The sequence below is a fragment of the Streptomyces sp. AHU1 genome (assembly GCF_045343905.1).
GTDB classification, from domain to species: Bacteria; Actinomycetota; Actinomycetes; order Streptomycetales; family Streptomycetaceae; genus Streptomyces; species Streptomyces triticiradicis.
The window spans coordinates 3,573,515-3,600,130 of record NZ_CP174283.1; the positions used below are offsets into that span (position 1 = coordinate 3,573,515).

The window sequence follows — 26,616 nt, forward strand, 5'->3', positions numbered from 1 at the left end:
AGCCTACGAGGTCCCCCGCCCGTGGGCCATCCGGCCCGCACGCGCGGAAGTTCTCCCTAGGAGACCGCTTTCCCCGCGTACATGCGGCTGATGACCGCCTCGATGTCCGGCTCCCGCACCGAAAGGTCCACCAGCGGATATTCCGCCGCGATCCGCGCCACCAGCGGAGCGGCCGACATCGCGGCGGGGAAGGCCAGCCACTGGCGCGGCCCCTCCACCTTCACCACCCGCGCCGACTCCGTCTCGATCGGGGGCAGTTCCCGCTCCAGGTCCACCACCAGGGTCCGCTCGCTCTCCCCCACCTCGTGCAGCCCGCTCAGCGCGCCGTCGTACATCAGGCGCCCGTGGTCGATGACCATCACCCGCCGGCACAGCTGCTCGATGTCGGTGAGGTCGTGCGTGGTGAGCAGGACGGTCGTGCCGCGATCGGCGTTCAGGTCCCGCAGGAACTCCCGCACCCGCACCTTGCTGACCACGTCGAGCCCGATCGTCGGCTCGTCGAGGTAGAGCACGTCGGGGTCGTGCAGCAGGGCCGCCGCGATGTCGCCGCGCATCCGCTGCCCCAACGACAACTGCCGCACGGGAACGTCCAACAGGGCTCCGAGCTCCAGGAGTTCGACACAGCGGTCGAGGTTCTCCCGGAACCGGGCGTCCGGCACCCGGTACATCCGGTGCATGAGCCGGTACGAGTCGATCAGCGGGAGGTCCCACCACAGCGTCGTCCGCTGCCCGAACACGACCCCGATCCGGCGGGCGACCCGGGTGCGCTCGCGGGACGGGTCGAGACCGGCGACCCGCAGCCGCCCGGCGGAGGGCGTGAGGATGCCGGTGAGCATCTTGATCGTGGTCGACTTGCCGGCGCCGTTCGGGCCGATGTAGCCGACCATCTCGCCGCGCTCCACGGTGAAGGAGATCGAGTCGACGGCCCGTACCTGATGCCGCTCGCCGCGCAGGAACCCCGTCCTCCTGCGCACGTCGAAGACCTTCTCGACCCCGTCGAGCTCGATGAACCCCGCTCCCGGTCCCGGTCCCGGTCCCGGCTCCCCGCCCGGACCTGCCGGTTCCCTGTCTGCGGCGACGGCCACGGCCTCTCCCCTAACTTCCCGTGCTCCGGTAGGCGCGCAGCCCCGCGCGCCAGGCGATCCCGGCCAGCGCGCAGCACAGCGCCGCCACGGCCGGTGGTGCGAACGCGACCCACGTGGGCAGGTCGAGCGGATAGGGCCGCCCCAGCACGTACAGCGCGGGCAGCCAGTTGACGAAGGCGAGCGGGAGGACGAAGGTCACCCCGCGCAGCATGTCCTTGGCGAAGACGGTCGGCGGGTACTGCAGGAGGGTGTTGCCGCCGTAGGTGAAGGAGTTCTGCACCTCGGAGGCGTCCTGGGCGAGGAACTGGAACGCCCCGCCCGCCACGAACACCGCCGAGAAGATCGCCGCGCCGCTGAGCAGCATCATCGGCATCACCAGCACCTTGAGCGGTGTCCAGTGGATGTCGAGGACGGCGAGGGCGTACCCGAGGACGAGCAGCCCCTGGGTGATCCGGCCGAGGCGGCGCAGCGCGAACCGGTCCGCGGCGACCTGCGCGAGCACGGGCGCGGGACGCACCAGCAGGGTGTCCAGCGTGCCGTCGCGCACCCGGCGCCCGAGCCGGTCCATCGAGCCGAGCGCGAGGTCCGCGAACCCGAACGCGACACCGGACACGCCGTAGAGCAGGGCGACCTCGGGCAGGCTGTAACCGCCCAGCCGGTCGACCCGCGAGAACATCAGCAGGATCGCCACGAAGTCCAGGGCGGTCGCCGCGAAGTTCCCGAAGGCGGTCATCGCGAACGAGGCCCGGTAGGCCATCGTCGAGCGGATCCACATCGCGGTGATCAGCCGGTAGGCGCGCAGCCCGTCCCGCAGCCGTTCGAACACTCCCTGCCGCTCGAACGGACGGGCGTCCGCCGCGCGGACCACCGGCTCACCGAGGGCTCCAACCCGCGCCGCCCGCTCCCGCGCCGGTTCCGGCACACCCGCCGCGCCCGCCCCGGTCCGCGTCCCCGGCACACCCGCCGGACCCGTCGCGACCCCCGCGCCCCGCTCCTCCACCGGGTCAGCCACCCTGCACCACCACCCTCCGCGTCGCCACCGACTGGACCAGCCGCCCGGCCGCCAGCAGCGCGACCGCCCAGGCGCCCTGCGCCGCGTACGTGCCCAGCGGATCCGCCGTGCCGAGCAGGACGTCCACGGGCGCCTGGATCAGCGAGGACCAGGGCAGCGCCCGGACGACCTCGCCGAGCGCGCCCGGGAAGACGTTCAGCGGCAGCAGCATCCCCGAGCAGAAGATCCCCGCGATGGAGGTCAGCTGCGCCACCCCCGCGCCGTCGAGCAGCCAGAACGCGGACAGCGCCACCAGGAAGCGGATCGCGAAGGCGACGACCACCCCGAGCGCGACCGCGACCAGGAAGGCCAGCCAGGTCAGCGGGTCCGAGGGCAGCGCCAGGTCGAAGACGAGCGCGCCGAACAGGAGCGGGACCACTCCGCGGCCCAGCAGGTGGAACAGTGCCCGGCCCATGTCCTGGGCGAGCCACCACAGCTGGAGGTCGGCCGGCCGGTACAGGTCGATCGCGATGTCACCCGTACGGATGCGCTCGATCAGTTCGTCCTCGAAGCCGCCGCCCATCATCGCGACCACCATCAGCAGCCCCTGGCTGACCCACACGTAACTGAGCGCCTGCGCCTGGTCGTAGCCGCCGAGGTGCGGCTTGCTGTCCCACAGGGCGATGAACAGGTACGCCAGGATCAGCCCGAAGACGGTGTTGGTGAAGACACCCGCGGCGGTGGCGACCCGATAGGTGGCGTACCGCCGGAACCCGCTGGCCGCGACAGCCGCGTACAACCGCGCCGTGCCCACAACCCGTCCCTTTCCTCCGCGTTGAGCCAAGTCGAGCCAAAGCGCAGGAGCTTAATCCGGGCCCGTCGTGGCCCGCCAGGCATTTTCCGGCGTGACGCGTGCCGGGACCGGGGAACCGAACGCGGGGTGCGAGAGTCTTCAATAAGGGACGTATCCGGCATATGAGGGCGTACGGAACGTGCGACGCGAAACAGGAGTCCGGCGAACAGATGAGCGACGAGCCGCAGCAGCGCAGCCAGGGCTGGGCGCCCAGGGAACCGGAGACGGGCCCCCGCCCGGACCCGGACCCCGCGGCGGGACCGCGGACGGGGCCGGAAGCGGGACCGGACGGGCCCGGCGCGCAGCAGGACCCGAAGGGGAAGGGAAAGGGGAAGGGCAAGCAGCGGCCGAAGCGGACCGGCCTGCGCAGACTCGTCCCGACCTGGCGCATGCTGCTCGGCACCGTCCTCGGCACGGCACTGTTCCTGGCCGGCCTCTTCGCCCTCGGCTACTTCCTCGTCGAGATCCCCTCCGCGAACGCCGCCGCGATCAAGCAGAGCAACGTCTTCCTGTACGCCGACGGCAGCCAGCTCGCCCGCGACGGTGACGTCAACCGCGAGAACGTCCCCCTCACGCACATCTCCAAGGACGCCCAGCACGCCACCCTCGCCGCCGAGGACCGCGACTTCTACAGCGAGTCCGCCGTCGACCCCGAGGCGATGCTCCGCGCCGGCTGGAACACCGTCACCGGCAAGGGCAGACAGTCCGGCTCGACCATCACCCAGCAGTACGTCAAGAACTACTACCTCGGCCAGGAACAGACCGTCACCCGGAAGGTGAAGGAGTTCTTCATCTCCATCAAGCTCGACCGGGAGAAGAGCAAGGACGACATCCTGGAGGGCTACCTCAACACCAGCTACTACGGCCGCAACGCCTACGGCATCCAGGCCGCGGCCCAGGCCTACTACGGCGTGAACGCCAGGGACCTGACCGTCGGCCAGGGCGCCTACCTCGCCGCCCTGCTCAACGCGCCCAGCGAGTACGACGTGACCGCGCACCCCGAGAACAGGGCCGTGGCCCTCGCCCGCTGGAACTACGTCCTCGACGGCATGGTCAAGCAGAAGTGGCTGACCCGCGCCGCACGCCACCGGGTCGCCTTCCCCGAACCCCGGCAGGCCAGGGGATCAGCGGGCCTGTCGGGCCAGCGCGGCTACCTCGTCCAGGCCGTGACCGCCTATCTGACCTCGAACAGGATCCTCGACGAGGACACCCTCACCCGCGGCGGCTACCGCATCACCACCACCCTCCAGAAGCCCAAGCAGGACGCCTTCGTGAAGGCCGTGGACGACCAGGTGATGGACCGGCTCGACAGGAAGGACCGCACGGTGGACACCTACGTCCGCGCGGGCGGCGTCGCCATCGACCCCTCCAGCGGCAAGGTCCTCGCGATGTACGGCGGCATCGACTACACCAAGCAGTACGTCAACAACGCCACCCGCCGCGACTACCAGGTCGGATCCACCTTCAAACCGTTCGTGTTCGCCTCGGCCGTCCAGAACGGCTCACGGACCGAGGACGGCCGCCCCATCACCCCGAACACCGTCTACGACGGCACCGACCAGCGCCCCGTGCGGGGCTGGACCGGCGCCGCCTACGCACCCGAGAACGAGGACGGCGAGTCGTACGGGGACATCTCCGTGCGCACCGCCACCGACAGGTCGGTCAACTCGGTGTACGCGCAGATGGCCGTCGACGTCGGGCCCGGGAACGTGAGGAAGACCGCCGTGGCCCTCGGCCTGCCCGCCGACACCCCCGACCTGACCGCCTCCCCCTCCATCGCGCTCGGCCCGGCCACCGCCAGCGTCCTCGACATGGCGGAGGCGTACGCCACCCTCGCCAACCACGGCAGGCACGGCGCGTACACCCTCGTCGAGAAGATCACCAAGGACGGCTCTGAGGAGGTGGAACTGCCGGACCGGGACGGTACGCAGGCCGTGAGCCGCGAGGCCGCCGACACGACGACCACCATGCTCCAGAGCGTCGTCGACGGCGGCACCGGGCAGGCCGCGCAGAACGCCGGCCGGCCCGCCGCGGGCAAGACCGGCACGGCGGAGGAGGACACGGCCGCCTGGTTCGCCGGCTACACCCCCGACCTCGCCACCGTCGTCGCCGTGATGGGCCAGGACCCCGACACCGGCGCCCACAAGTCCCTGTACGGCGCCCTCGGACAGGCCCGCATCAACGGCGGCGGCTACCCCGCCCGGATCTGGGCCCAGTTCACCCGGGACGCCCTGGAGGGGACCGAGGCCTCGGACTTCGACCTCGAACTCCAGCCGGGCGCGGAGGAGACGTACGACCCCGGGGACGAGACCGACGTCCCGGACACCACCGGCGGCCAGGACGGCAGCGGCACGGACGGCGGCCAGGACGCGGACGGGGCGGGCGGCAGCGCACCGGCGTCGGCGAACGGCCGGACCCCGGGCCAGAGCCGGACCCCGGACCGCCCCGACGGCCACACCCAGGGCCGCACCGACGGCGGCACCGGCACCCCGGACCGGACCACGGCCGGCACCACCGGTGGCACCCCCACGGACGGAAACACCACCGGAACCGCCCCGGCCGACGGCGCCACCGCCGGCACGACGACCGGCGCGGGCCCCACGGACGCCGGCACCACGGGCACGACGGCGGGCCAGGGACCGTCGAGCGGCGTCACACCGAGGCACCGGCGGAACTGAGCGGTCCGGCGCTCCGGGAAACGGCCGCTCCGGTGGTCAGATCCCCAGATCCTTGATGATCTTCGCCACGTGACCGGTCGCCTTCACGTTGTACAGCGCCCGCTCGACCTTGCCCTCCTCGTCCACGACCACCGTGGAACGGATGACACCGACGACCGTCTTGCCGTACAGCTTCTTCTCGCCGAAGGCCCCGTACGCTTCGAGCACCGTCTTGTCGGGGTCGCCGACCAGGGTGACCTTCAGGGACTCCTTCTCACGGAACTTGGCGAGCTTCTCGGGCTTGTCCGGGGAGACACCGATCACGTCGTAGCCGGCGCCCGCCAGCAGGTCGAGGTTGTCCGTGAAGTCGCAGGCCTGCTTCGTGCAGCCGGGCGTGAGGGCGGCCGGGTAGAAGTAGACGATGACCTTGCGGCCCTTGTGGTCCGCGAGGGAGACCTCGTTGCCGTCGGCGTCGGGCAGGGTGAAGGCGGGGGCGGTGTCGCCGGGCTGGAGTCGCTCGCTCATCGGAACCTCACGTGGCCGGGGATGGAATGTGGTGCGGATACGGAAAGAGCGTAATAGGGGGTGCCGAGGGGTGCGGTCCGGTACGAACTGACAGACTGTCCGAACAAGGGAGCCACTACACGACCACGGAGGCAGCTCGGTGTCGGATACGTCGAGAACGCCGGATACCAGGACTCCGGCGCAGATCGAGGCGGACATCAAACACCGCCGCGCAACACTCGCCGACACGCTCGACGAGATCGGTGTACGGGTACACCCGAAGACGATCGTCGGAGACGCCAAGGCGAAGGTCGCCTCCAACATCGACCACACCCTGGGACGCGCCTACGTCGGCGTCAACCGGGTCGTCGGCGACGTGAAGGGCCAGTTCGTCACGGAGGACGGCGCGCCCCGGCTGGAGCGCATCGTCCCGGTGGCCCTGGTCGCGGTGGGACTCGTCGGACTGCTCGTGATGAGTACGCGGCGGCGCGGTCGCTGACCCGCCCGCCTACGAAACCGGCCGGGACAGGTAGGTTCAGCGCGTGAGCACCCATCGTGAAACGCACGGCACCCATGACGACAAGCTGCCCATCCGGATGCTGCACGACCGCGTGCTGGTACGGCAGGACGCCGCCGAGGGCGAGCGGCGCTCCGGCGGCGGCATCCTGATCCCCGCGACGGCGGCGGTGGGCCGCCGCCTCGCCTGGGCCGACGTCGTCGCGGTCGGGCAGAACGTCCGTACGGTGGAGCCGGGCGACCGGGTGCTGTACGACCCCGAGGACCGTGCCGAGGTCGAGGTGCGCGGGATCGCCTACGTGCTGATGCGCGAGCGGGACCTGCACGCCGTGGCCGCGGACCGCTTCGAGGGGTCCGAGGACTCGACGGGCCTGTATTTGTAAGACGCATGTCGCTCCGAGGGGCCGGTGACCATGGTCACCGGCCCCTTCGCCATTCGTTTGCTACGGTGGATGGACCCCGACGAGACGCGCCGTACCGGGCTTTTGCAAAGACGACGCACCCGTGCCGACACGTCGTCTCCCCGGAGGTATCCCCCATGGCCTGGGTCCTGCTGATCGTCGCCGGTCTGCTCGAAGTGGGCTGGTCGATCGGAATGAAGTACACCGACGGCTTCACCCGCCCGCTCCCCAGCGTCCTGACCGGCGCGGGCATCGTCGCGAGCATGGTCCTCCTCTCCTACGCGGCCCGCTCCCTGCCCATCGGCACCGCCTACGGCGTCTGGGTCGGCATCGGCGCGGCCGGCGCGGCGGTCCTCGGCATGACCCTCCTGGGCGAGCCCATGACCCCCGCCCGCGTCTTCTTCATCTGCCTGCTCCTGCTCTCGGTGGTGGGCCTGAAGGCGACGTCGGGCCACTGAACCTCCCGAAACCCGTCCCCTCACCGGGCGTAACCGTCCGATAAACGGTTCGTTAGCCCGTACGAGGTCGCGAACGCGCGATCGGGAACGGAGGGGTACATGAGCGCGCAGAGTGCCGTGGAGCCGGCGGCAACGGTCGCCTCCGGCCGTGCCGCGCCAGAGCCAGACCCGTACAGCAGGAAACGTCTCGCGCCAGCCGTCGCCGATGCGCGCAACTGGACCGATCTGATGCGGCGGCTCGACCTCAGGCCGAGCGGAGGTCAACGTCGCGTGCTCCAGGAGAAGGTGGCGCGTCACGGACTCGACACGCGCCACTTCGCCAAGCGCAGTCCATGGCGCAAGTACCCGGATGCCGCCATCGCGGAGGCCGCCGCCTCGTCGTCCTCGCTGCGCGAAGTGGCGCTGAAACTGGGCGCCACCCCGGCCACGGGGACGCTCTCCCACATCCGCCGCCGCATCAGCGCGGCAGGAATCGACATCAGCCACTTCCCGGGCATGGACCGGCCCGAATCGGACCTGCCGTTCACCTCGGAGGAACTACGGGCGGCCGCTGCCGCCTCCACAAGCGTGCGCGGCGTGGCACGTGCGCTGGGCGTCCCGGACGACAGCCGCTCGCGCGCGACGCTGAGCCGCATGCTGGCAACCCACCGCGTCGACATCGGGCACTTCTCGCACCGGCGCGTACGGATCGCCGAGGACAGGTTGCGCAGTCTCGCACAGAGCTCCACCAGCTATGCCGACGTGATGCGCGGTCTCGGCATGGACGTCAACGACACCAATCACCGACGCGTCCGACGTGCAGCCTCCCGCCTCGGTGTCGACACCAGCCACTTCAAGCGCCGGGCCTGGGGACAGCCGGATCACCTTGAGCCCTCATCAACAGCACACCGGGTACTGGTCGTTCTGCCGGACCAAGCCGGACGAGCCAACAGGGCCCGGCTCCACCGCGCCCTGACCGAGGTGGGCGTGCCCTACGCATGCACTGGGTGCGGCAACGCCGGTACATGGCTGGGCCGCCCGATCACCTTGCAGATCGACCACGTCAATGGGGACTGGCGGGACAACCGCAGGGAGAATCTGCGCTACCTGTGCCCCAACTGTCATTCGACGACGGAGACGTGGTGCCGTCAGAAGGGGAGGGCACCTCTCGCCGGGTAACTCGTTCTCCCCGTACACTGAACGCCGCCGGTCGAGCACGATGACCGTTTTTGAGCGGCCGTGATGGAATTTGGCAGTCATGCTGGGTTTAGGTCCCAGTGGGTTCACACCCGTGTGGGTTCGAGTCCCACCGGCCGCACTGCCGACGAGCCGTGGCTCCCGCCCGCCAAAGACGGGAGCCACGGCTCGTGTGCGCTCAGCCCAACAGCTCCCGTACCACCGGTACCAGTGCCCGGAACGCCTTGCCGCGGTGGCTGATCGCGTTCTTCTCCTCCGGCGTCAGTTCCGCGCAGGTGCGGGACTCGCCCTCGGGCTGGAGGATCGGGTCGTAGCCGAAGCCGTTCGTGCCGGCGGGGGTGTGCCGGAGGGTGCCGAGCAGGCGGCCCTCGACCACGCGCTCCGTGCCGTCCGGCAGGGCGAGCGCCGCCGCGCAGGCGAAGTGGGCGCCCCGGTGCGGGGCGTCGATGTCGGAGAGCTGGGCGAGGAGCAGGTCCAGGTTGGCGCGGTCGTCGCCGTGGCGGCCGGCCCAGCGGGCGGAGAAGATGCCGGGGGCGCCGTTCAGGACGTCGACGCACAGGCCGGAGTCGTCGGCGACGGCGGGCAGGCCGGTCGCCCGAGCCAGTGCGTGCGCCTTCAGCAGGGCGTTCTCGGCGAAGGTGACGCCGGTTTCCTTGACGTCGGGGATGTCGGGGTAGGCGTCCGCGCCGACGAGGTCGTGGGTGAGACCTGCGTCGGCGAGGATCGCCTTCAACTCGGTGAGCTTTCCGGCGTTGCGGGTGGCGAGGATCAGGCGGGTCATGGTCGCCAGTATCTCCGAGCCGGGCCCGGGTCCGGGCGGCGTCCGGGTCGCGTCCGGTCCGCGTCCGCTACGGCGTGCACACCTTCGTCAGTTCGCCCGCCGCGGCCGTGACGGGGCTGATGTCGGGGGTGGCGTCGCCGTTCTTGACGGCCGTACGGACGTTTCCGACGGCCTTGCGCAGCTCGTCGACCGCCTTGTTGACGTCGGCGTTGTCGGTCTTGTCGCCGATCTTGCCGAGGTTGTTCTCGATGGCGTTGAGCGACGCGTCGGTCTGCGTCGGGTCGTTCGCCGCGTTCTCGACGGCCTGTTGGAGGTCGGTGACGCTGTCGGCTATCGAGTCGGCGGTCTGCACGCAGTCGAGTGCCTTGCCGACCGCGTCGCAGCCGACGGCCGCGGGCAGGACGGCGAGTGCGGTGATGACGGCGAGTACGGCGGTACGTCTGCGAGTGCGGTGGCGCGCGGCCATGGAACGGTCCCTCCCCGTGGGCGTGGTGTGGTGCGGCCACGTCGGCGCACCGCACCGGTCCGCTGTGCGGTCGGCCCGATCCGCCCGAAGGGGCCGGCGGGCGCACGGCTGGACCGTACGCCCGTACCCATAAGAACGCTAAGGGTTAACCGGCGGTTGCCTGTGAGGCCTCTTCGAGTACCGCGCGCTGGATGGCGGCGAGTTCGTCGCAGCCCGCGACGGCCAGGTCGAGCAGGGCGTTGAGCTCCTTGCGGTCGAAGGGCTCGGCCTCGGCGGTGCCCTGGACCTCGACGAAGCGGCCGTCGCCGGTGCACACGACGTTCATGTCGGTGTCGGCCCTGACGTCCTCCTCGTAGCAGAGGTCGAGGAGGGGGACGCCGCCGACGATGCCGACGGAGACCGCGGAGACCGTGCCGGTGAGCGGCTTGCGGCCGGGCTTGACGAGCTTCTTGCCCTGGGCCCAGGTGACGGCGTCGGCGAGGGCGACGTAGGCGCCGGTGATGGCCGCGGTGCGGGTGCCGCCGTCGGCCTGGAGGACGTCGCAGTCGAGGACGATGGTGTTCTCGCCGAGGGCCTTGTAGTCGATGACGGCGCGCAGGGAGCGGCCGATGAGGCGGCTGATCTCGTGGGTGCGGCCGCCGATCTTGCCGCGGACGGATTCGCGGTCGCCGCGGGTGTTGGTGGCGCGGGGGAGCATGGAGTACTCGGCGGTGACCCAGCCTTCGCCGCTGCCCTTGCGCCAGCGCGGGACGCCTTCGGTGACGGAGGCCGTGCAGAAGACCTTGGTGTCGCCGAAGGAGACGAGGACGGAGCCCTCGGCGTGCTTGCTCCAGCCGCGCTGGATGGTGATGGTGCGCAGCTGTTCGGGGGTGCGGCCGTCGATTCGAGACATGGCGTCGAGCCTATCCGCACGGGTGTGAGGGGCTGTCCGCCGGTGGCGGAAACAGCCCCTCACGGGTGAGCCGGAGTTCTTGGAGCGGTGCCCGGCCCGCGGGGGCCGGGGTGGCTTCAGTGGGTCCGGTCGCTCACATCATGTCTTCGATGTCGGCGGCGATGGGGTCGGCGTCGGTGCCGATGACGACCTGGATGGCGGTGCCCATCTTGACGACGCCGTGGGCGCCGGCGGCCTTCAGGGCGGCCTCGTCGACCAGTGAGGCGTCACGGACTTCGGTGCGCAGGCGGGTGATGCAGCCTTCGACCTCTTCGATGTTGTCGATGCCGCCGAGCCCGGCGACGATCTTCTCAGCCTTGCTGGCCATGTCCTACTCCCTGATCAGAACCGCTTTGTCGCAGTAACCCACAGTTGGCCCAACTTCGCGAGCGGTCATGTCGTAGGTGCCGAAGGATGGCGATCACGACAGAGCGACCCGTCGTCAACTGGTCTACACCAGTCGGCGGGCAGTCGCCAAACCGGCCCGCCCGGAGGACGCCGATGAGTGCTGTGAGTGACGTATCGCCGGCGCGCGCCCGCTGGCACAAGGCCTTCCAGGGGCTGCAGAAGATGGGCCGCAGTCTGCAGCTGCCGATCGCCGTGCTGCCGGCGGCCGGCATCCTCAACCGGCTGGGCCAGCCGGACGTGTTCGGCGCGGACGGGCTCGGCTGGGACAACCTGTCGAAGGTGATCGGCGCGGCGGGCGGCGCCCTGCTGGACGGCAACCTCGGTCTGCCGATGCTGTTCTGCGTCGGCGTGGCCATCGGCATGGCGAAGAAGGCGGACGGTTCCACGGCGCTGGCGGCGGTCGTGGGTTTCCTCGTCTACTACAACGTGCTGCGGGCGTTCCCGGAGACCTGCCCGGGCGGGAGCGTCAAGATCCAGCTGGGCTGCCAGTTGGAGGACAACTCGGTCGTCTCGTTCACCTACCAGAATCCCGGGGTGTTCGGCGGCATCATCATCGGGCTGCTGTCGGCGTTCTTCTGGCAGCGCTACCACCGTACGAAGCTGGTGGACTGGCTCGGCTTCTTCAACGGCCGCCGCCTGGTGCCGATCATCATGGCGTTCGTGTCGATGGCGTTCGCGTGCCTGTGCCTGTGGGTCTGGCCGCCGATCGGTGACGCGCTGGAGAACTTCAGCGACTGGCTGGTCGGGCTGGGGGCGTGGGGTTCGGGTGTGTTCGGGCTGGCGAACCGGGCGCTGCTGGTGATCGGTCTGCACCAGTTCCTGAACGTGCCCATCTGGTTCCAGTTCGGCACTTACGTCAAGCCGGACGGCACGGCGGTGCACGGCGACATCAACATGTTCCTGGCGGGCGACCCGAACGCGGGGCAGTTCCTCACGGGCTTCTTCCCGATCATGATGTTCGCGCTGCCGGCGGCGGCCCTCGCGATGACGCACACCGCGAAGCCGCACCGGCGCAAGGAGGTGGGCGGCCTGATGCTCTCGGTGGCGCTGACGTCGTTCGTCACGGGCATCACCGAGCCGATCGAGTACTCGTTCCTGTTCATCGCGCCGCTGCTGTACGCGGTGCACGCGGTGCTCACGGGTGTGTCGATGGCGGTGAGCTGGGGGCTCGGGGTGCACGACGGCTTCAGTTTCTCCGCGGGGCTGATCGACTACGTCATCAACTGGAACCTGGCGACGAAACCGTGGCTGATCATTCCGATCGGGCTGTGCTTCGCCGCGGTGTACTACGCGATCTTCCGGTTCGCGATCACGAAGTTCGATCTGAAGACCCCGGGGCGGGAGCCGGAGGAGGAGGTCGAGGACACCACGAAGGCGTAGCCCTTCGCGCGGACCGCCCGGCGCGCTCATGTCGGAGGCCCTCGGACCTGCTGGTCCGGGGGCCTTCACCATGATCGGAATCAGTTATTCCCGTTATGGCCGGGGCCACAAAATTCGAGCCTTCCTTATCCAGCCTTCACCGTGCTAGAAACAGGTCTACACCACTGGTGGTGTAGACCACGCGGTCGCTGCCGACCTTGTCGTACCCCTTTCCGTCCCCGGGCAGCGCCGGCACATGGAGGAACTATGAGCACCGCCACCGCAACGGCGGCACCCGCGAAGAAGCGGGGATCCGGCCTGTTCCAGGGCCTGCAGAAGGTCGGCCGCAGCCTGCAGCTGCCGATCGCCGTCCTTCCCGCGGCGGGCATCCTGCTCCGCCTCGGAGTGCCGGACATCGCGCAGAAGCTGCACCTGCCCGACAAGGTCACCGAGGTGTTCGCCACCGCCGGTGGCGCGATCTTCGACAACCTGCCGATGCTGTTCTGCATCGGTGTGGCGATCGGCTTCGCCAAGAAGGCGGACGGCTCCACCGCCCTCGCCGCGCTGGTCGGCTTCCTGGTCTACAGCAACGTGCTCAAGGCCTTCCCGGTCACCGAGGCGAAGATCCAGAAGGGCGCCGACATAGCGGCGACCTACAACAACCCCGGTGTCCTCGGCGGCATCATCATGGGTCTGCTGTCCGCCGTGCTGTGGCAGCGCTTCCACCGCAAGAAGCTGGTGGACTGGCTCGGCTTCTTCAACGGCCGCCGTCTGGTCCCGATCATCATGGCGTTCGTCGGCACGGCCATGGGCGTCTTCTTCGGCCTGGTGTGGGAGCCGATCGGTACCGGCATCTCCAACTTCGGTGAGTGGATCACCGGTCTCGGCACGGTCGGCGCGGGTCTGTTCGGTCTCATCAACCGCGCGCTCATCCCGGTCGGCATGCACCAGTTCGTGAACGCCGTCTCCTGGTTCCAGATCGGCGACTTCAAGGACGCCACGGGCGCCGTGGTCCACGGTGACCTCAACCGGTTCTTCGCCGGTGACCCGAGCGCCGGAATGTTCATGTCGGGCTTCTTCCCGATCATGATGTTCGGTCTGCCGGCCGCCGCGATCGCCATCGCCCACTCCGCCCGCCCCGAGCGCCGCAAGGCCGTGATGGGCATGATGATCTCGCTGGCGCTGACCTCCTTCGTGACGGGTGTGACGGAGCCGATCGAGTTCTCGTTCATGTTCATCGCGCCGCTCCTGTACGCGATCCACGCGGTGCTGACCGCCCTGTCCCTGGCCGTCACCTGGGCGCTCGGTGTCCACGCGGGCTTCACGTTCTCCGCGGGCTTCATCGACTACGCGCTCAACTGGAACCTGGCCACCAAGCCCTGGATGATCATCCCGATCGGCCTGGTCTTCGCGGCGGTCTACTACGCGGTCTTCCGCTTCGCGATCACCAAGTTCAACCTCCCCACCCCGGGCCGTGAGCCCGAGGAGGAGATCGAGGACCTCACCAAGGCGTGAGCCCCTCCCCCACGGCCGAAGGCCCCCGGAACAGTCTGGTTCCGGGGGCCTTCGCGCGTGCCGTGGGCGTCAGATCTCGTACGTCGCTCCCGGCGCCGCCAGTTCCACCGGGCCCCGGTACGCCGAGCGGGCGTCCGTCAGGTTGGTGGCGGCGTCCGTCCACGGGGGGATGTGGGTGAGGACGAGGCGGCGGGCGCCCGCGCGGGCGGCGGTCTCGCCGGCCTCCAGGCCGTTGAGGTGCAGGCCGGGGATGTTCTCCTTGCCGTGGGTGAACGCGGCCTCGCACAGGAACAGGTCCGTGTCGCGGGCGAGTTCGTCCAGGGCCTCGGTCACCCCGCTGTCACCGGAGTACGTCAACGACCGTCCGCCGTGCTCCACCCGGATGCCGTACGCCTCCACCGGGTGGGCCACCCGTTCGGTGTGCACGGTGAAGGGGCCGACCTCGAAGGTGGACGGCTTGACCGTGTGGAAGTCGAAGACCTCGCTCATGGACGAGGCGGAGGGGGTGTCGGCGTAGGCCGTGGTGAGGCGGTGCTCGGTGCCCTCGGGGCCGTAGACCGGGAGCGGGGCGCAGCGGCCTCCGTCGTGGCGGTAGTAGCGCGCGACGAAGTAGGCGCACATGTCGATGCAGTGGTCGGCGTGCAGATGGCTCAGGAAGATCGCGTCGAGGTCGTAGAGACCGCAGTGGCGCTGCAGCTCGCCCAGGGCACCGTTGCCCATGTCGAGGAGCAGCCGGAAGCCGTCGGCCTCTACGAGGTAGCTCGAGCAGGCCGATTCCGCGGACGGGAACGACCCCGAGCAGCCGACGACGGTGAGCTTCATAAAGCAGAAACCTCCGCTGGCGGGTAGCAACTGGAAACGGGGAGGACGGGGGTCGTGCGGTCCGTCGAGCGTAAGGCGCAAAAGGGCGGGTCGCTCCTCCGCCAGGGGCTGTTGTGGGCGAACTCACCTGTGCTGTCACCGGTTCGGATGGTCCTGGGAGGTGTCGTTTGGATCAGTTCGGATCACCCTCTCGGGACACCGGGGGATTCGCGGAGCGACGGCGGCCGCCGCAGGGCGGGCGAAGGCATCCGCGCGCCGGTACCTTCTTTGCTGTGGACACGTCCTGGTGGCTCGCGTCGGCGGCGGTGGTGCTGCTCGCGCTGGTCGCGACGCTGGTGGACGGCTGGGGGCGCCGAGGGCGCCGTCCGGCAGGACGGACGCGTCCCCCGGGCCGGGCCCGGGGACCCCTCCTGGGCGGGACGCGGCGTGCGGGCCCGCTTCCGCGGGCGGCGGAGATCTGGTGGGCGAACGTGCCCTACGAGGACGGGCCGGGGGCCAAGGACCGGCCGTGTCTGGTGCTGGTGGTGCGCGGGAAGCGGGTGACCGTCGCGAAGATCACCAGCAAGTACCACGACGAGCGGCCCGGGGTGATCCCGCTGCCCCCGGGGGCCGTGGGGGACGCCCAGGGGCGGCCGAGCTTCCTGGAGACGGGTGAGCTGCGCGAGGTGCCGGTGGGTGACTTCCGACGGCGGGTCGGCGTGGTGGATCCGGTCCTGTGGGACCAGGTCCGCTATCTGGCCGGCTGAACCGCTCCCCCACCGTGCGCGGAACACGGAGGGCCCGGAACGCGGAAGGCCCGGAACGCGGAAGGGCGCGGAGACCGTCGATCGGTCCGCGCGCCCTCCGGTACGGCCGGGGCGGTGTCCGGGGCTACGCCCAGAGCTGTCCCTGCAGTGTCTCGATGGCCTCTTCCGTCGTGGCCGCCGTGTAGACGCCCGTCGACAGGTACTTCCAGCCGCCGTCGGCGACCACGAAGGCGATGTCGGCCGGCTCCCCGGCCCTGACCGCCTTGTTGCCGACGCCGATCGCGGCGTGCAGCGCGGCTCCGGTGGAGACGCCCGCGAAGACGCCCTCCTGCTGGAGGAGCTCCCGGGTGCGGGTGACCGCGTCCGCCGAGCCGACGGAGAAGCGGGTGGTGAGGACCGAGGCGTCGTACAGCTCCGGTACGAAGCCCTCGTCGAGGTTGCGCAGGCCGTAGACCAGGTCGTCGTAGCGCGGCTCCGCGGCGACGATCTTGACGTCCGGCTTGTGCTCGCGCAGGTAGCGGCCGACGCCCATGAGGGTGCCGGTGGTGCCGAGGCCCGCCACGAAGTGGGTGATGGACGGGAGGTCGGCGAGGATCTCCGGGCCCGTCGTGGCGTAGTGGGCGCCGGCGTTGTCCGGGTTGCCGTACTGGTAGAGCATCACCCAGTCCGGGTGCTCGGCGGAGAGCTCCTTGGCGACGCGCACGGCGGTGTTGGAACCGCCGGCGGCCGGGCTGGAGATGATCTCGGCGCCCCACATGCCGAGCAGGTCACGGCGTTCCTGCGAGGTGTTCTCGGGCATCACGCAGACCATGCGGTAGCCCTTGAGCTTCGCCGCCATGGCCAGGGAGATGCCGGTGTTGCCGCTGGTCGGCTCCAGGATCGTGCAGCCCGGTGTCAGCCTGCCGTCCTTCTCCGCCTGCTCGATCATGTGGAGGGCCGGCCGGTCCTTGACCGAACCGGTCGGGTTGCGGTCCTCCAGCTTCGCCCAGATACGGACGTCCGCGGACGGCGACAGCCGCGGCAGGCACACCAGGGGAGTGTTGCCCACCGCGGCGAGCGGGGAGTCGTAGCGCATCGGAGACCCGTGTCCGATCAGACCATGCCGCCGGCGACGGCCGGCAGGATGGTGACGCTGTCGCCGTCGGTCAGCTTGGTGTTGATGCCGTCGAGGAAGCGGACGTCCTCGTCGTTGAGGTAGACGTTGACGAAGCGGCGCAGCTCGCCGCCGTCCACGATCCGGTCCCGGATGCCCGCGTGGCGGGTGTCGAGGTCGGTGAACAGCTCGGCGAGGGTCGCCCCGCCGCCCTCGACGGCCTTCTCGCCGTTCGTGTAAGTGCGGAGGATGGTGGGGATGCGGACCTCGATGGCCATGGTTGCGGGCTCCTGTCGGAAGGAAGTCAGGTCGGACGACGCGCGGCAGCGCGGGCGGGGCAAAGGGGTAGCCGGTTGCGGAGTCGCGGCTCTCCGGCCGTACGGCGGCGGCGGGTCAGTGCGTACAGATGGCGCTCTGCAGCCTGCAGAGGTCGACGTGCAGGCGCACCACGAGCAGCATGCCCGGCGTCTTGTCGCTCACGTCGTTACGAACCATGGGCTCATCGTATCGATTCCCGGTACGGGCCCTGGAGTGTGATCTCGCATTCCGGACGCTTTTTGATCGATGAGTGAGATCAGTAGCTCTCCACGACCTTGACCTCCTCCTCCGTGACCTCGCCGTCCACGATCCGGTAGGAGCGGAACTGGAAGGGGCCGGCGTCGTCGGTGTCCGCGGTGGAGACCAGGACGTAGTGCGCGCCGGGCTCGTTGGCGTAGGAGAGGTCGGTGCGGGAGGGGTAGGCCTCGGTCGCGGTGTGCGAGTGGTAGATGACGACGGGCTCCTCGTCGCGGTCGTCCATCTCGCGGTAGAGCTTGAGCAGGTCGCCGGAGTCGAACTCGTAGAACGTGGGCGAGCGGGCGGCGTTGAGCATCGGGATGAAGCGCTCGGGACGGTCGGTGCCGGCGGGGCCCGCGACGACGCCGCACGCCTCGTCGGGGTGGTCCTGGCGCGCGTGGGCGACGATCTGGTCGAACAGGGCCTCGGTGATGGTCAGCATGCTGGTCAGGATAGACAGAAGGGCCGTCCCGTACCGAGGAGTGGTACGGAACGGCCCGTATGCCGGACGTCCTGAGCGGTGGCCTCGTCGGCCGGGCGTCCGTGGTGGCGGTCAGCCGACCTTCTCGAGCTCCGGCTCGCGGCGTTCGGTGACCTGGGGGTTGCGCGCCTTGAGGATCGCCCAGCCGACGCCGAGGGCGGCCGCCCAGCCGGCCATCACGTACAGGCAGATGCGGGAGTCGGCGTCATAGGCGATCAGGCCGGTGACGAAGAGCAGGAACGCGACCGCGATCCAGCTGCACTTCGCGCCACCGGGGGCGGGGAAGGACGAGGCCGGGAGGCGGCCGGCGTCGACCGCGCGGCGGTAGAGGATGTGGCTGATCAGGATCATCAGCCAGGTCCAGATGCCGGCCGCGGTGGCCACCGAGGTGACGTAGCCGAAGGCCTTCTCGGGGACGACGTAGTTGAGGACCACGCCGATGCCCATGAAGAGCACGGAGACCGTGATGCCGAAGGCGGGCGTCTTGGTGGAGGACAGCTTGCTGAAGACCTTCGGGGCCTCGCCGCTCTCGGCCAGGTTCCGCAGCATGCGGCCCGTGGAGTACATGCCCGAGTTGCAGGAGGACAGGGCGGCGGTGAGGACCACGAAGTTGACGATACCGGCGCCGGCCGGGATGCCGATCTTCGCGAAGGCCGCGACGAAGGGGCTCACGCCCGCTGCGAACTCCGTCCACTTCACGACGCAGAGGATGACCGTGAGGGCACCGACGTAGAAGAGGGCGATGCGCCACGGGAGGGTGTTGATGGCCTTCGGGAGGGTCTTCTCGGGGTCCTCGGACTCGCCCGCGGTGACGCCGACGAGCTCGACGGCGAGGTAGGCGAACATGACGCCCTGAAGGGTCATCAGCGACGAGCCGATGCCCTTGGGGAAGAAGCCGTCGAACGCCCAGAGGTTGCTGACGGCGGCGGTGTCACCGGCGGAGCTGAAACCGAAGGTCAGGACGCCGAGACCGATCACGATCATGCCGATCAGGGCGGTGACCTTGACCATCGAGAACCAGAACTCGATCTCGCCGAAGAGCTTCACGGAGATCAGGTTCGCCACGAACAGGACGACCAGGAAGACCAGCGCGGTCACCCATTGGGGGATCGTCGGGAACCAGTAGTGGACGTAGATCGCGGCGGCCGTGAGCTCGGCCATGCCGGTGACCACCCACATCAGCCAGTACGTCCAGCCGGTGAAGTAGCCGAAGAACGGGCCGAGGAATTCGCGGGAGTACTCCGCGAAGGAGCCCGAGACCGGGCGGTAGAGCAGGAGCTCGCCGAGCGCCCGCATGATGAAGAAGACGATGGCGCCCGCGAGGGCGTACATCAGGATGAGGCTGGGTCCGGCCTTGGCGATGTTCGCCCCGGCTCCCAGGAAGAGGCCGACGCCGATGGCGCCGCCGATCGCGATCATCTGGACCTGACGGCTGCCGAGCCCTCGCTCGTACCCCTCTTCGGGGGCGTCGCCGCCCACGGCCTCACTGCCGTCGTGCTGCTTGCCGACCTGCGATGAGGTCATGTCTGGTGCGCCTTTCTCCATACCGGTGCGAGCCAGCGGACTGGCTTCGAATCGGCTTCCGATCCCCCCGGACAGGTGGAGCTGATGCCTGGCCGGCGGTCCGCCGGCTCGGTGGCGCACCCGGCGGGACGTGGGTGGTGTCCTGCCGGGCGGTCGTGAAGATTTATCACGGCGGCAACGTTGATCGGTTGAAGGTGATGTTGCGCAGACCACAGGAAGAACCGGACAAAAAGTCGAACCGCACCCCAAAGGGTGCGGTTACGGTGACGCGATCGTTATTCGGATTTGAGCGTCCTCTGAGCGAACACACAGGTCGGTGTGCCCGGCGACATATCCGGACGGATCAGGGCATGAGGGTGGCGACCAGGGTCTCCTGGAGACCGCCCAGCCAGAGGTACGCCATCACCATCGGCTTGCGCGGGTCCTCGTCGGGGAGGCGGTAGAGGAGGTCGGTGTCCTCCTCGTCGACGACGTCGAGCCGCGAACCGATGGCGAGGCGCAGGTCGTTCAGGGCGCGCAGCCACTGCTCGGACTGGCCGGCGGTCAGCTCCAGGACCGCCCCGCCGTCACCGCCGGGCGTCAGCGCGTCCAGCGAGCGGATCACCGCGAGGGCGTTCTCACGTTTGCCCGCGCGCAGGTCGTTCTCGGTGAAGCGGCGGAACTCGGCGGAGTGGGCCCGCTGCTCCTCGGCCTGCTCGGGCGTGTCGGCCTCGACGCCGGGGCCGCCGTAGGCGTCGGGGAACAGGCGCTTGAGCACCGGGTCGCTCGGCGGTTCGCTGGGGCCCTCGGCGAACAGCTCGGCGAGCGGGTCGGCGGAGGCGTTCTCCGCGGGTCCGGGCCCGATGAGCTCCAGGAGCTGGACGGCGAGGGAGCGGATGATGGAGATCTCGACCTCGTCGAGCGCGACGGCCGCGCCGCCGCCGGGGAGCGGTTCGAAGTGTCCGGGCATGGAGTGAGTTCGCTACTTCCGGTCCTGCGGGCGGTCGGTTGACAGGGGGCCGGCTACTTCCGGTCCTGCTGAAGGGTGGCCCACAGACCGTAGCCGTGCATGGCCTGCACGTCGCGCTCCATCTCCTCGCGCGTGCCGCTGGAGACGACGGCCCGGCCCTTGTGGTGGACGTCCATCATCAGCTTGGTGGCCTTGTCCTTGGAGTAGCCGAAGTACGTCTGGAAGACATACGTCACGTAGCTCATGAGGTTGACCGGGTCGTTGTGGACGATCGTGACCCAGGGGACGTCCGGCTCGGGTACGGCGAATACCTCCTCCGCCGACTCGGTCTTCTCGATCTCTAGAGGTGCGGGAGCCGTCACATCGCCCATGCTCCCACCAGAGGGGGTCACCCGCATAAACGGCCCCCTGAACAGGGGTTGCGGGGCTCGGGAACCGCCGACGGCCAGAGAAATCGTCAAACTGACGAAATGGGGGTACGATCCCTGCCATGAACACAGCGGACCTTGGGCTGCCGGTGGATGTTCCCTCTACGGCGCTCTTCACTGATCAGTACGAGCTGACGATGCTGCAGGCCGCGCTCGCGGCCGGGACGGCCGAGCGGCGCTCGGTCTTCGAGGTCTTCACCCGCCGGCTGCCCGAGGGGCGGCGCTACGGGGTCGTCGCGGGCACCGGGCGGGTCCTGGACGCCGTCGAGAACTTCCGGTTCGACGCGGACGTCCTCGGCTTCCTGCGCGAACGCGGGATCGTGGACGGGCCCACCCTGGAGTGGCTCGCCTCCTACCGCTTCGGCGGGGACATCTGGGGCTACCCCGAGGGCGAGGTGTACTTCCCCGGCTCCCCGATCCTGCGCGTCGAGGGCAGCTTCGCGGAGTGCGTGCTCCTGGAGACGGTGATCCTCTCGATCCTCAACCACGACTCCGCGATCGCGGCGGCCGCCTCCCGGATGTCCTCCGCGGCCGGCACCCGGCCGCTGATCGAGATGGGCGCCCGGCGCACCCACGAGCTGGCCGCGGTGGCCGCCTCGCGCGCCGCCTACGTCGGCGGGTTCACCAGCACCTCCGACCTGGCCGCCGGTTTCCGCTACGGCATCCCGACCGTGGGCACCTCCGCGCACGCCTTCACCCTCCTGCACGACCACGAGCGGGACGCCTTCCGGGCCCAGGTGGACTCGCTGGGCCGCGGCACCACGCTGCTCGTGGACACCTACGACGTCGCCGAGGCGGTCCGCACGGCCGTCGAGGTCGCCGGGACCGGGCTCGGGGCGGTGCGCATCGACTCCGGTGACCTGCTGCTCGTCGCCCACCGGGTGCGCCGTCAGCTGGACGAGCTGGGCGCGACGGAGACGAAGATCGTCGTGACCTCCGACCTCGACGAGTACGCCATCGCCTCGCTCGCGGCGGCCCCCGTGGACGCGTACGGCGTCGGCACCCAGCTGGTGACGGGATCGGGCCATCCGACGTGCTCGATGGTCTACAAGCTGGTCGCCCGCGCCGAGTCGGCCGACCCGAAGGCACCGCTGGAGCCGGTGGCCAAGAAGTCCACGGGCGGCAAGACGTCCATCGGCGGCCGCAAGTGGGCCGCGCGCCGCACGGACGGGCAGGGGGTCGCGGAGGCCGAGGTCGTCGGCGTCGGGCCGGTGCCCGACGGGCTGGCCGACCGGCAGCTCCTGGTCCAGCTGGTCAAGGGCGGACAGGTCCTGTCCCGCGAGCCGCTCGACGTCGTGCGCCAGCGGCACGCGACGGCCCGCGCCCGGCTGCCGCTGTCGGCGACCCAGCTCTCGCGCGGCGAGCCGGTGCTCCCCACCGAGTACGTCTGACCCGGATACGTCCGACCCGCAGACCTCCGGGACGCCCGGGGCGGGTGGTGCGGATGTTACCGAGGTGGCACCGCGCATGAACCCTCGGTGAGCGGGAATGCAACGGCAGCGTGCCCGCACGGGCCGCGGAAGCCGAACGCCCCCTCCCGCACCGCCCCGGAATTCTCTAGGCTCGGAAGTTCAACGGCCGGGCCCGCACCCTTGTCTGCCTCACCTCATAACCGAAGGACACCACCCATGCGCCGCGCCTTGATCGTCGTAGACGTGCAGAACGACTTCTGCGAGGGAGGCAGCCTCGCGGTGGCCGGGGGCGCCGACGTGGCCGCCGCCGTCACGGAACTGATCGGGCAGGCCCCCGCCGGCTACCGCCACGTCGTCGCCACCCGCGATCACCACATCGCACCCGGGGGCCACTTCGCCGACAACCCCGACTACGTGCACTCCTGGCCCGCGCACTGCGTGGCCGGCACCGAGGGAGTGGGCTTCCACCCGAACTTCGCCCCGGCCGTCGCCTCCGGCGCGATCGACGCGGTCTTCGACAAGGGCGCCTACGCGGCGGCGTACAGCGGCTTCGAGGGCGCCGACGAGAACGGGACGCCGCTGGGCGACTGGCTGCGCGCCCGCGGGATCGGCGAGGTGGACGTGGTCGGCATCGCGACCGACCACTGCGTGAAGGCCACCGCCCTGGACGCGGCGCGGCAGGGCTTCCGCACGACCGTCCTGCTGGACCTGACGGCCGGGGTGGCGGAGGAGACGACCCAGCGGGCGCTGGAGGAACTGCGCGCCGCCGGAGTCGAGCTCACGGGCAAGCCGGTGGTCTGAGGACCGCCCCGGCGCGCCGCACCGCAGCGCGCCACGTCACCGTGGGTGACGCCGTCTCGCACCGCGTCACCGCGGGCGACACCGGGCCGGGCCCGGACCCGCCGCATCCCGCCAGCGCGGTCACGGCTGGGGGGCCGGCTGCCTGAGCAGCGTCCTGGCCGGGTGCCACAGCTCCTCGGCGAGCCCGGGGACCCCGCCCTCGGGGGCCGTGCGCCATATGAGCCCGTCGGGGTGGTGCAGGACCGCGGTGATCTCGTCGGGGGTGGGCGGGGCCGCGTTGCCCCGGAGGTAGACGGCCCGCAGACCGAGGTTGCGCAGCCGGGTCAGGGCGCGGGCGCGGTTCGGGGCGAGGACCAGGAACCGCACGCAGCCGCCCGCCGGACCCGCCGGGCTGGGCAGGTTCAGCGCCACGACGACGCTGCCGTTGGGCAGTCTGCAGAAACCTCCTGCGGCCATGCGGTCACACCCCCGTGTGAGTCGGTGTCGATGTCGGTGTCAATAAGCCGGGCACAGGACGCACCTAAACACGATCGGCGGCAACCCGCCAGGGGTTGCCGCCGATACGCTTCTGACCTGCGGAAATACCGCTTACTTCACCGCGGGGCCGACCTTGAGGGAGATCGTCGAGCCATCCTTGGCCTGCTTGACGATCTCGATCTTGGTGTTGGTGTCAGTGATCTTGACGCCGCCGGTCGGGTTCCGGTTGTCGTAGTAGTCGCTGGTGTGGTCGTTGAAGACCGACACCCCCTTCGACGACGGGATCTTCGTGGCGACGTCGGCGCTGTGCAGCGTGATACCGCCCGTGCGGTACAGGCTGAACGGGGAGTCGTAGGCCTGGATGCGGTTGCGCATCAGCGTGCCGTTGTCCCACCACAGGGCCTTCGGGTGCGAGTCGACCGGAAGCGCGAGGCCGACACCCGGGTGCTCGCTGGTGTTGTTGTCCACCTGCGAGGTGTCCCACTTCCAGATCAACAGACCGGTCTGGTACGGGTAGTGCTCCACCCAGTCCGGACGGGTCGTCGAGAAGCCGAAGTTGTACGGGCCGACCTTGAGGGTCTTGTCGTACGAGACGTACTGACGGTTCTCGGCGAGGTAGTACTGCGCGTAGCTCTTGGTGAACGTGGCGCCGATGCGCGAGAAGCCGTTGGCGGTCCAGGCGGCGTCGGCCGTCTCGGCGTTGTCCGAGAAGAGCGCGGCGCCGTCGGCGGTGACGGTGATCTCGTCGGCCGCGAAGCCCTTGAGCGCCACACCGCCGTCGCTCACGTAGCGGAAGCGGAGGTCGATCTTCTTGCCCGCGTAGGCGTCGAGCGGGTACACCAGCTTCTTGTACGCGTCGATCGTGCCGGTCAGGGCGGGCTTGTCGCTGCCGTCGCGCGGGATGGCTGCGCCGTCCACCGTGCCGTCCAGGGCGGTCCAGTTGGCGCCGCCGTCGGTCGAGACCTCGGTGTAGAGGTAGTCGTAGTTCGCCTCGATGTCGTACCAGCCGTCGAGGGTCAGCTTCGCCGACGACTTGCCCGTGAGGTCCACGGACCGGGTCAGCGTGTTCTTCAGGTCGTTGGCGCTGCCGCTCCACCACTGGGACGAGCCCTGCGCGGGGGTGACGACCGTGGTCGTGACGTCCTTGTTCGGCAGGTCGACGACGAGCGCCTGCTTGTTCCAGGTGTTGTACTCGGCGACGCCCAGCTTGTGGGTGGACTGCTTGCCGGCCTTGGCGGTGTCGTAGTTCAGCCAGCCGAGCTGCATCTTGTCCCAGGCGTTGAAGTCGCCGGGGAGGTCACCGATGGACTGCTTGCCGGTGCCGAGCCAGGAACCCGAGGACATCAGGGTCCAGAAACCGGTGGAGTTGTCGCCGCCGGCGGTGTCGTAGTGGTCCGGCAGACCGAGGTCGTGGCCGTACTCGTGGGCGAAGACGCCGAGTCCGCCGTTCTCCGGCTGGATGGTGTAGTCGCCGACCCAGATGCCGGTGTCGCCGATCTGCGCGCCGCCGAGCTTGTTGTCCGCGGGACCCGTGGCGCCCGCGTCGGTGCCGAAGGCGTACCAGCGGTGGGCCCAGATCGCGTCCTTGCCCTGGACGCCGCCGCCGGCGGACTCGTCCTCACCGGCGTGCACGATCTGGAAGTGGTCGACGTAGCCGTCCGGCTCGTTGAAGTTGCCGTCGCCGTCGTGGTCGTAGCGGTCCCACTGGTCGAACTGGGACAGGTCCGCCTTGATGGCCGCATCGGACCTGCCGGCCGCCTTCTGCTGGGCGACCCAGGCGGTGACGCCGTCCTTGACGACGTTCCACACGCTCGGGCAGTTGGTGCTGCCGCAGGCGTTGTTGCCGTAACGCGCCTCGTTGTAGGGCACCTTGACCCAATCGGCGACCTCGCCGTCGACCGAGTAGCGGCCCGAGGACTGCGCCTCGTAGAACTTCTTCATCGACTCGGTGTTCTTGCCGGTGCCGAAGTAGAGGTCCTGGAAGTGCTTCTGGTTGTAATCCGCCTGCCAGGCCGTGCTGTTGTCCTTCTTGCGGTCCGGCGCGGCTATCTGGTTGTGCGCGGGTCCGGCGGTGCCGCCGAACTTGGGGTCCGTCTTGTCGCCGAACTCCACCAGGATCGTGAAGATCTTGTCGGTCTTCTCACGGCCGAGCTCGACGTACTTCGAGTCGCCCTTCTTGCTCTTCAGCTGGACGACCTGCGAACCGTGACGGTCCTGCATCTTGGCGTCGCCGGAGATGACCTGGTTCAGCGCCTCCTGGCGCTGGGCGTCCTGGGTCTTGCTCAGCGGGCCGTCCAGGTCGTGGTCGACCGTGTTCTTGACCGGCTGGGGGTCGTGGCGGTCCACGACGGGTGACGCGGCGGCCGAGTCGGCCTGCGCGACGGCGTACGTCGAGAACGTGGCGGTGGCCGCCGCGAGGGCGACGCCCACCGCGGCCGCTCTGAACGTCCATGGTCTGTTGGTCACTTGATGTCCTCCCCCGCGCACGTTCGCGCGGAGGGGGTTCCGGGTCATGGAGGTCCGCGCGCGTCTACGCGATTCAAGTGACGTCATTTGACCGGAGTTACGAAAGAAAAAACAGATCTTGACTTGAACCTGGCAAGTGCATTATGCGGAGCCCCCGTTCGGAATCCGGACGCCCCGAAAACTCCTCAACAGGCGCGCTGTCACGTCCACTTGATGGACGTCATGACTCCGTGCGCCCCCTGTGCACCGGCACCGTGGGTAAGGTCACGCTTACCGGACGTTCCACTCGGGCATGCAGGCGAATAGAGTCGATGGGCGAAGCGTCGGAAGCCGGCGGACAGCCACGTCGACACCGTTGTCTCACCCCGACATCCATCCGCCCCCTCCCCCATCGCGAGAGGCACCGGGGGGAGAAACCGCATCCGAGGACACGATTGCCATGCCTCGTCCGACCGCCGCACAGCTCGCCTACGGTTCCTGCACCGTGATCTTCTCCACCCTCGCCATGCTGCTGCTGTCACAGACGAGTTCGAGTCTGGGGATCGTGCTGATCGCCCTCTCGGCACTCGCTCTCGGACTCCTGGTGGCCATGACGGTCCCGCTGCCGAAGCCCGCGCCGGACGCCACCGCGTCCGTCGTCCACGAGCGAGTGCCGGCGCAGCGCGAGACCGCGTCCGTGTCAGCCTCCGCGTCCTCCGCGCCCGAGCCGGTGCGCGAGACCACGGGTCCCTGAAGCCGCGTACGCGCGCCCGCGCCCCGGT

At 69.7% G+C, this 26,616-nt stretch carries 29 protein-coding genes, 1 tRNA gene and 1 riboswitch; of the genes, 12 read left to right on the plus strand and 18 right to left on the minus strand.

The window, feature by feature from the left end:
- Positions 1–56 precede the first annotated feature (56 nt).
- The 3 genes from ACICHK_RS16065 to ACICHK_RS16075 all read right to left on the minus strand — a co-directional run bounded on the left by ACICHK_RS16065 (position 57) and on the right by ACICHK_RS16075 (position 2,890).
- A complete protein-coding gene (locus ACICHK_RS16065; RefSeq protein WP_225860644.1) occupies positions 57–1,007 on the minus strand; it encodes an ATP-binding cassette domain-containing protein in 951 nt (316 codons plus the stop codon).
- A gap of 88 nt (positions 1,008–1,095) precedes the next feature.
- Complete coding sequence (locus tag ACICHK_RS16070) at positions 1,096–1,953, minus strand: ABC transporter permease (protein ID WP_406841238.1); 858 nt, start codon at positions 1,951–1,953, stop codon at positions 1,096–1,098.
- 136 nt (positions 1,954–2,089) lie between these two features.
- Positions 2,090–2,890 (minus strand): ABC-2 family transporter protein, encoded by an 801-nt coding sequence (locus ACICHK_RS16075; protein WP_151470890.1) that lies wholly within the window; start codon positions 2,888–2,890, stop codon positions 2,090–2,092.
- A gap of 209 nt (positions 2,891–3,099) precedes the next feature.
- On the opposite strand from ACICHK_RS16075, the gene ACICHK_RS16080 reads away from it, so the two are divergent.
- Positions 3,100–5,607, plus strand: coding sequence for a transglycosylase domain-containing protein (locus ACICHK_RS16080; RefSeq protein WP_406837448.1), 2,508 nt, complete (start codon positions 3,100–3,102; stop codon positions 5,605–5,607).
- Positions 5,608–5,643: 36 nt separating this feature from the next.
- On the opposite strand, the gene bcp is transcribed toward ACICHK_RS16080, so the two are convergent.
- Positions 5,644–6,111, minus strand: a complete 468-nt coding sequence (gene bcp / locus ACICHK_RS16085) for a thioredoxin-dependent thiol peroxidase (RefSeq protein WP_037619171.1) — start codon at positions 6,109–6,111, stop codon at positions 5,644–5,646.
- 139 nt (positions 6,112–6,250) lie between these two features.
- Here bcp and ACICHK_RS16090 point away from each other — a divergent pair, with 139 nt between their 5' ends.
- The 5 genes from ACICHK_RS16090 to ACICHK_RS16110 all read left to right on the plus strand — a co-directional run bounded on the left by ACICHK_RS16090 (position 6,251) and on the right by ACICHK_RS16110 (position 8,762).
- Positions 6,251–6,589 carry a DUF3618 domain-containing protein gene (locus ACICHK_RS16090; protein WP_406837449.1) on the plus strand — a complete coding sequence of 113 codons (339 nt, stop codon included), beginning with the start codon at positions 6,251–6,253 and terminating at the stop codon, positions 6,587–6,589.
- A gap of 97 nt (positions 6,590–6,686) precedes the next feature.
- Positions 6,687–6,989 carry a co-chaperone GroES gene (locus tag ACICHK_RS16095; protein ID WP_103554526.1) on the plus strand — a complete coding sequence of 101 codons (303 nt, stop codon included), beginning with the start codon at positions 6,687–6,689 and terminating at the stop codon, positions 6,987–6,989.
- Between the two features lie 45 nt (positions 6,990–7,034).
- Positions 7,035–7,109, plus strand: a riboswitch (guanidine-III (ykkC-III) riboswitch).
- Positions 7,110–7,144: 35 nt separating this feature from the next.
- Complete coding sequence (locus ACICHK_RS16100) at positions 7,145–7,465, plus strand: DMT family transporter (RefSeq protein ID WP_406837450.1); 321 nt, start codon at positions 7,145–7,147, stop codon at positions 7,463–7,465.
- A gap of 99 nt (positions 7,466–7,564) precedes the next feature.
- The gene (locus ACICHK_RS16105) at positions 7,565–8,623 is read left to right on the plus strand and encodes an HNH endonuclease (protein ID WP_406837451.1); all 1,059 of its coding nucleotides are present in this window, start codon (positions 7,565–7,567) and stop codon (positions 8,621–8,623) included.
- Positions 8,624–8,677: 54 nt separating this feature from the next.
- A tRNA-Leu gene (locus tag ACICHK_RS16110) sits at positions 8,678–8,762 on the plus strand.
- Between the two features lie 57 nt (positions 8,763–8,819).
- On the opposite strand, the gene rdgB is transcribed toward ACICHK_RS16110, so the two are convergent.
- From rdgB to ACICHK_RS16130, 4 genes are all read right to left on the minus strand, one after another.
- A complete protein-coding gene (gene rdgB / locus ACICHK_RS16115; protein ID WP_406837452.1) occupies positions 8,820–9,422 on the minus strand; it encodes an RdgB/HAM1 family non-canonical purine NTP pyrophosphatase in 603 nt (200 codons plus the stop codon).
- A gap of 67 nt (positions 9,423–9,489) precedes the next feature.
- Positions 9,490–9,888 (minus strand): hypothetical protein, encoded by a 399-nt coding sequence (locus tag ACICHK_RS16120; RefSeq protein WP_151470896.1) that lies wholly within the window; start codon positions 9,886–9,888, stop codon positions 9,490–9,492.
- A 145-nt stretch (positions 9,889–10,033) separates the two neighbouring features.
- Positions 10,034–10,780, minus strand: a complete 747-nt coding sequence (rph, locus tag ACICHK_RS16125; protein WP_406837453.1) for a ribonuclease PH — start codon at positions 10,778–10,780, stop codon at positions 10,034–10,036.
- A gap of 133 nt (positions 10,781–10,913) precedes the next feature.
- Positions 10,914–11,147, minus strand: a complete 234-nt coding sequence (locus tag ACICHK_RS16130) for a glucose PTS transporter subunit EIIB (protein WP_037619188.1) — start codon at positions 11,145–11,147, stop codon at positions 10,914–10,916.
- A gap of 173 nt (positions 11,148–11,320) precedes the next feature.
- Here ACICHK_RS16130 and ACICHK_RS16135 point away from each other — a divergent pair, with 173 nt between their 5' ends.
- Positions 11,321–12,607: a PTS transporter subunit EIIC gene (locus ACICHK_RS16135; protein WP_406837454.1), complete on the plus strand. Its 1,287-nt coding sequence runs from the start codon at positions 11,321–11,323 to the stop codon at positions 12,605–12,607.
- A gap of 246 nt (positions 12,608–12,853) precedes the next feature.
- On the plus strand, positions 12,854–14,101 hold the full coding sequence (locus ACICHK_RS16140) for a PTS transporter subunit EIIC (protein WP_406837455.1): 1,248 nt from the start codon (positions 12,854–12,856) through the stop codon (positions 14,099–14,101).
- A gap of 69 nt (positions 14,102–14,170) precedes the next feature.
- On the opposite strand, the gene ACICHK_RS16145 is transcribed toward ACICHK_RS16140, so the two are convergent.
- Positions 14,171–14,923 carry an MBL fold metallo-hydrolase gene (locus ACICHK_RS16145; RefSeq protein ID WP_406837456.1) on the minus strand — a complete coding sequence of 251 codons (753 nt, stop codon included), beginning with the start codon at positions 14,921–14,923 and terminating at the stop codon, positions 14,171–14,173.
- A gap of 272 nt (positions 14,924–15,195) precedes the next feature.
- Between ACICHK_RS16145 and ACICHK_RS16150 the strand changes: the two genes are divergently transcribed.
- Complete coding sequence (locus ACICHK_RS16150) at positions 15,196–15,669, plus strand: type II toxin-antitoxin system PemK/MazF family toxin (RefSeq protein WP_406837457.1); 474 nt, start codon at positions 15,196–15,198, stop codon at positions 15,667–15,669.
- 124 nt (positions 15,670–15,793) lie between these two features.
- Here the strand turns inward: ACICHK_RS16150 and ACICHK_RS16155 are convergent, their stop codons facing one another.
- The 7 genes from ACICHK_RS16155 to clpS form a co-directional block, all read right to left on the minus strand.
- Entirely contained in the window at positions 15,794–16,744 is a 951-nt protein-coding gene (locus ACICHK_RS16155) for a PLP-dependent cysteine synthase family protein (protein WP_406837458.1), read from the minus strand.
- A 17-nt stretch (positions 16,745–16,761) separates the two neighbouring features.
- A complete protein-coding gene (locus tag ACICHK_RS16160; protein ID WP_151470904.1) occupies positions 16,762–17,040 on the minus strand; it encodes a MoaD/ThiS family protein in 279 nt (92 codons plus the stop codon).
- Between the two features lie 115 nt (positions 17,041–17,155).
- Positions 17,156–17,257: a putative leader peptide gene (locus tag ACICHK_RS16165; RefSeq protein WP_318658258.1), complete on the minus strand. Its 102-nt coding sequence runs from the start codon at positions 17,255–17,257 to the stop codon at positions 17,156–17,158.
- Positions 17,258–17,336: 79 nt separating this feature from the next.
- The gene (locus ACICHK_RS16170; protein ID WP_103553581.1) at positions 17,337–17,759 is read right to left on the minus strand and encodes a Mov34/MPN/PAD-1 family protein; all 423 of its coding nucleotides are present in this window, start codon (positions 17,757–17,759) and stop codon (positions 17,337–17,339) included.
- 111 nt (positions 17,760–17,870) lie between these two features.
- Complete coding sequence (locus tag ACICHK_RS16175; RefSeq protein ID WP_406837459.1) at positions 17,871–19,322, minus strand: amino acid permease; 1,452 nt, start codon at positions 19,320–19,322, stop codon at positions 17,871–17,873.
- A gap of 343 nt (positions 19,323–19,665) precedes the next feature.
- The gene (locus ACICHK_RS16180; protein ID WP_406837460.1) at positions 19,666–20,271 is read right to left on the minus strand and encodes a DUF2017 domain-containing protein; all 606 of its coding nucleotides are present in this window, start codon (positions 20,269–20,271) and stop codon (positions 19,666–19,668) included.
- Between the two features lie 53 nt (positions 20,272–20,324).
- Positions 20,325–20,642, minus strand: a complete 318-nt coding sequence (gene clpS, locus ACICHK_RS16185) for an ATP-dependent Clp protease adapter ClpS (RefSeq protein ID WP_037619207.1) — start codon at positions 20,640–20,642, stop codon at positions 20,325–20,327.
- Positions 20,643–20,761: 119 nt separating this feature from the next.
- Between clpS and ACICHK_RS16190 the strand changes: the two genes are divergently transcribed.
- Together ACICHK_RS16190 and ACICHK_RS16195 are read left to right on the plus strand one after the other, a co-directional pair.
- Complete coding sequence (locus tag ACICHK_RS16190) at positions 20,762–22,090, plus strand: nicotinate phosphoribosyltransferase (protein WP_406837461.1); 1,329 nt, start codon at positions 20,762–20,764, stop codon at positions 22,088–22,090.
- Positions 22,091–22,327: 237 nt separating this feature from the next.
- Positions 22,328–22,912 carry an isochorismatase family protein gene (locus ACICHK_RS16195; RefSeq protein ID WP_151470907.1) on the plus strand — a complete coding sequence of 195 codons (585 nt, stop codon included), beginning with the start codon at positions 22,328–22,330 and terminating at the stop codon, positions 22,910–22,912.
- Positions 22,913–23,032: 120 nt separating this feature from the next.
- On the opposite strand, the gene ACICHK_RS16200 is transcribed toward ACICHK_RS16195, so the two are convergent.
- On the minus strand, positions 23,033–23,368 hold the full coding sequence (locus ACICHK_RS16200) for a hypothetical protein (RefSeq protein ID WP_406837462.1): 336 nt from the start codon (positions 23,366–23,368) through the stop codon (positions 23,033–23,035).
- A gap of 132 nt (positions 23,369–23,500) precedes the next feature.
- Complete coding sequence (locus tag ACICHK_RS16205; protein WP_406837463.1) at positions 23,501–25,855, minus strand: immune inhibitor A domain-containing protein; 2,355 nt, start codon at positions 25,853–25,855, stop codon at positions 23,501–23,503.
- A 439-nt stretch (positions 25,856–26,294) separates the two neighbouring features.
- Between ACICHK_RS16205 and ACICHK_RS16210 the strand changes: the two genes are divergently transcribed.
- Positions 26,295–26,588: a hypothetical protein gene (locus tag ACICHK_RS16210; protein WP_406837464.1), complete on the plus strand. Its 294-nt coding sequence runs from the start codon at positions 26,295–26,297 to the stop codon at positions 26,586–26,588.
- The last annotated feature ends 28 nt before the right edge of the window (positions 26,589–26,616 follow it).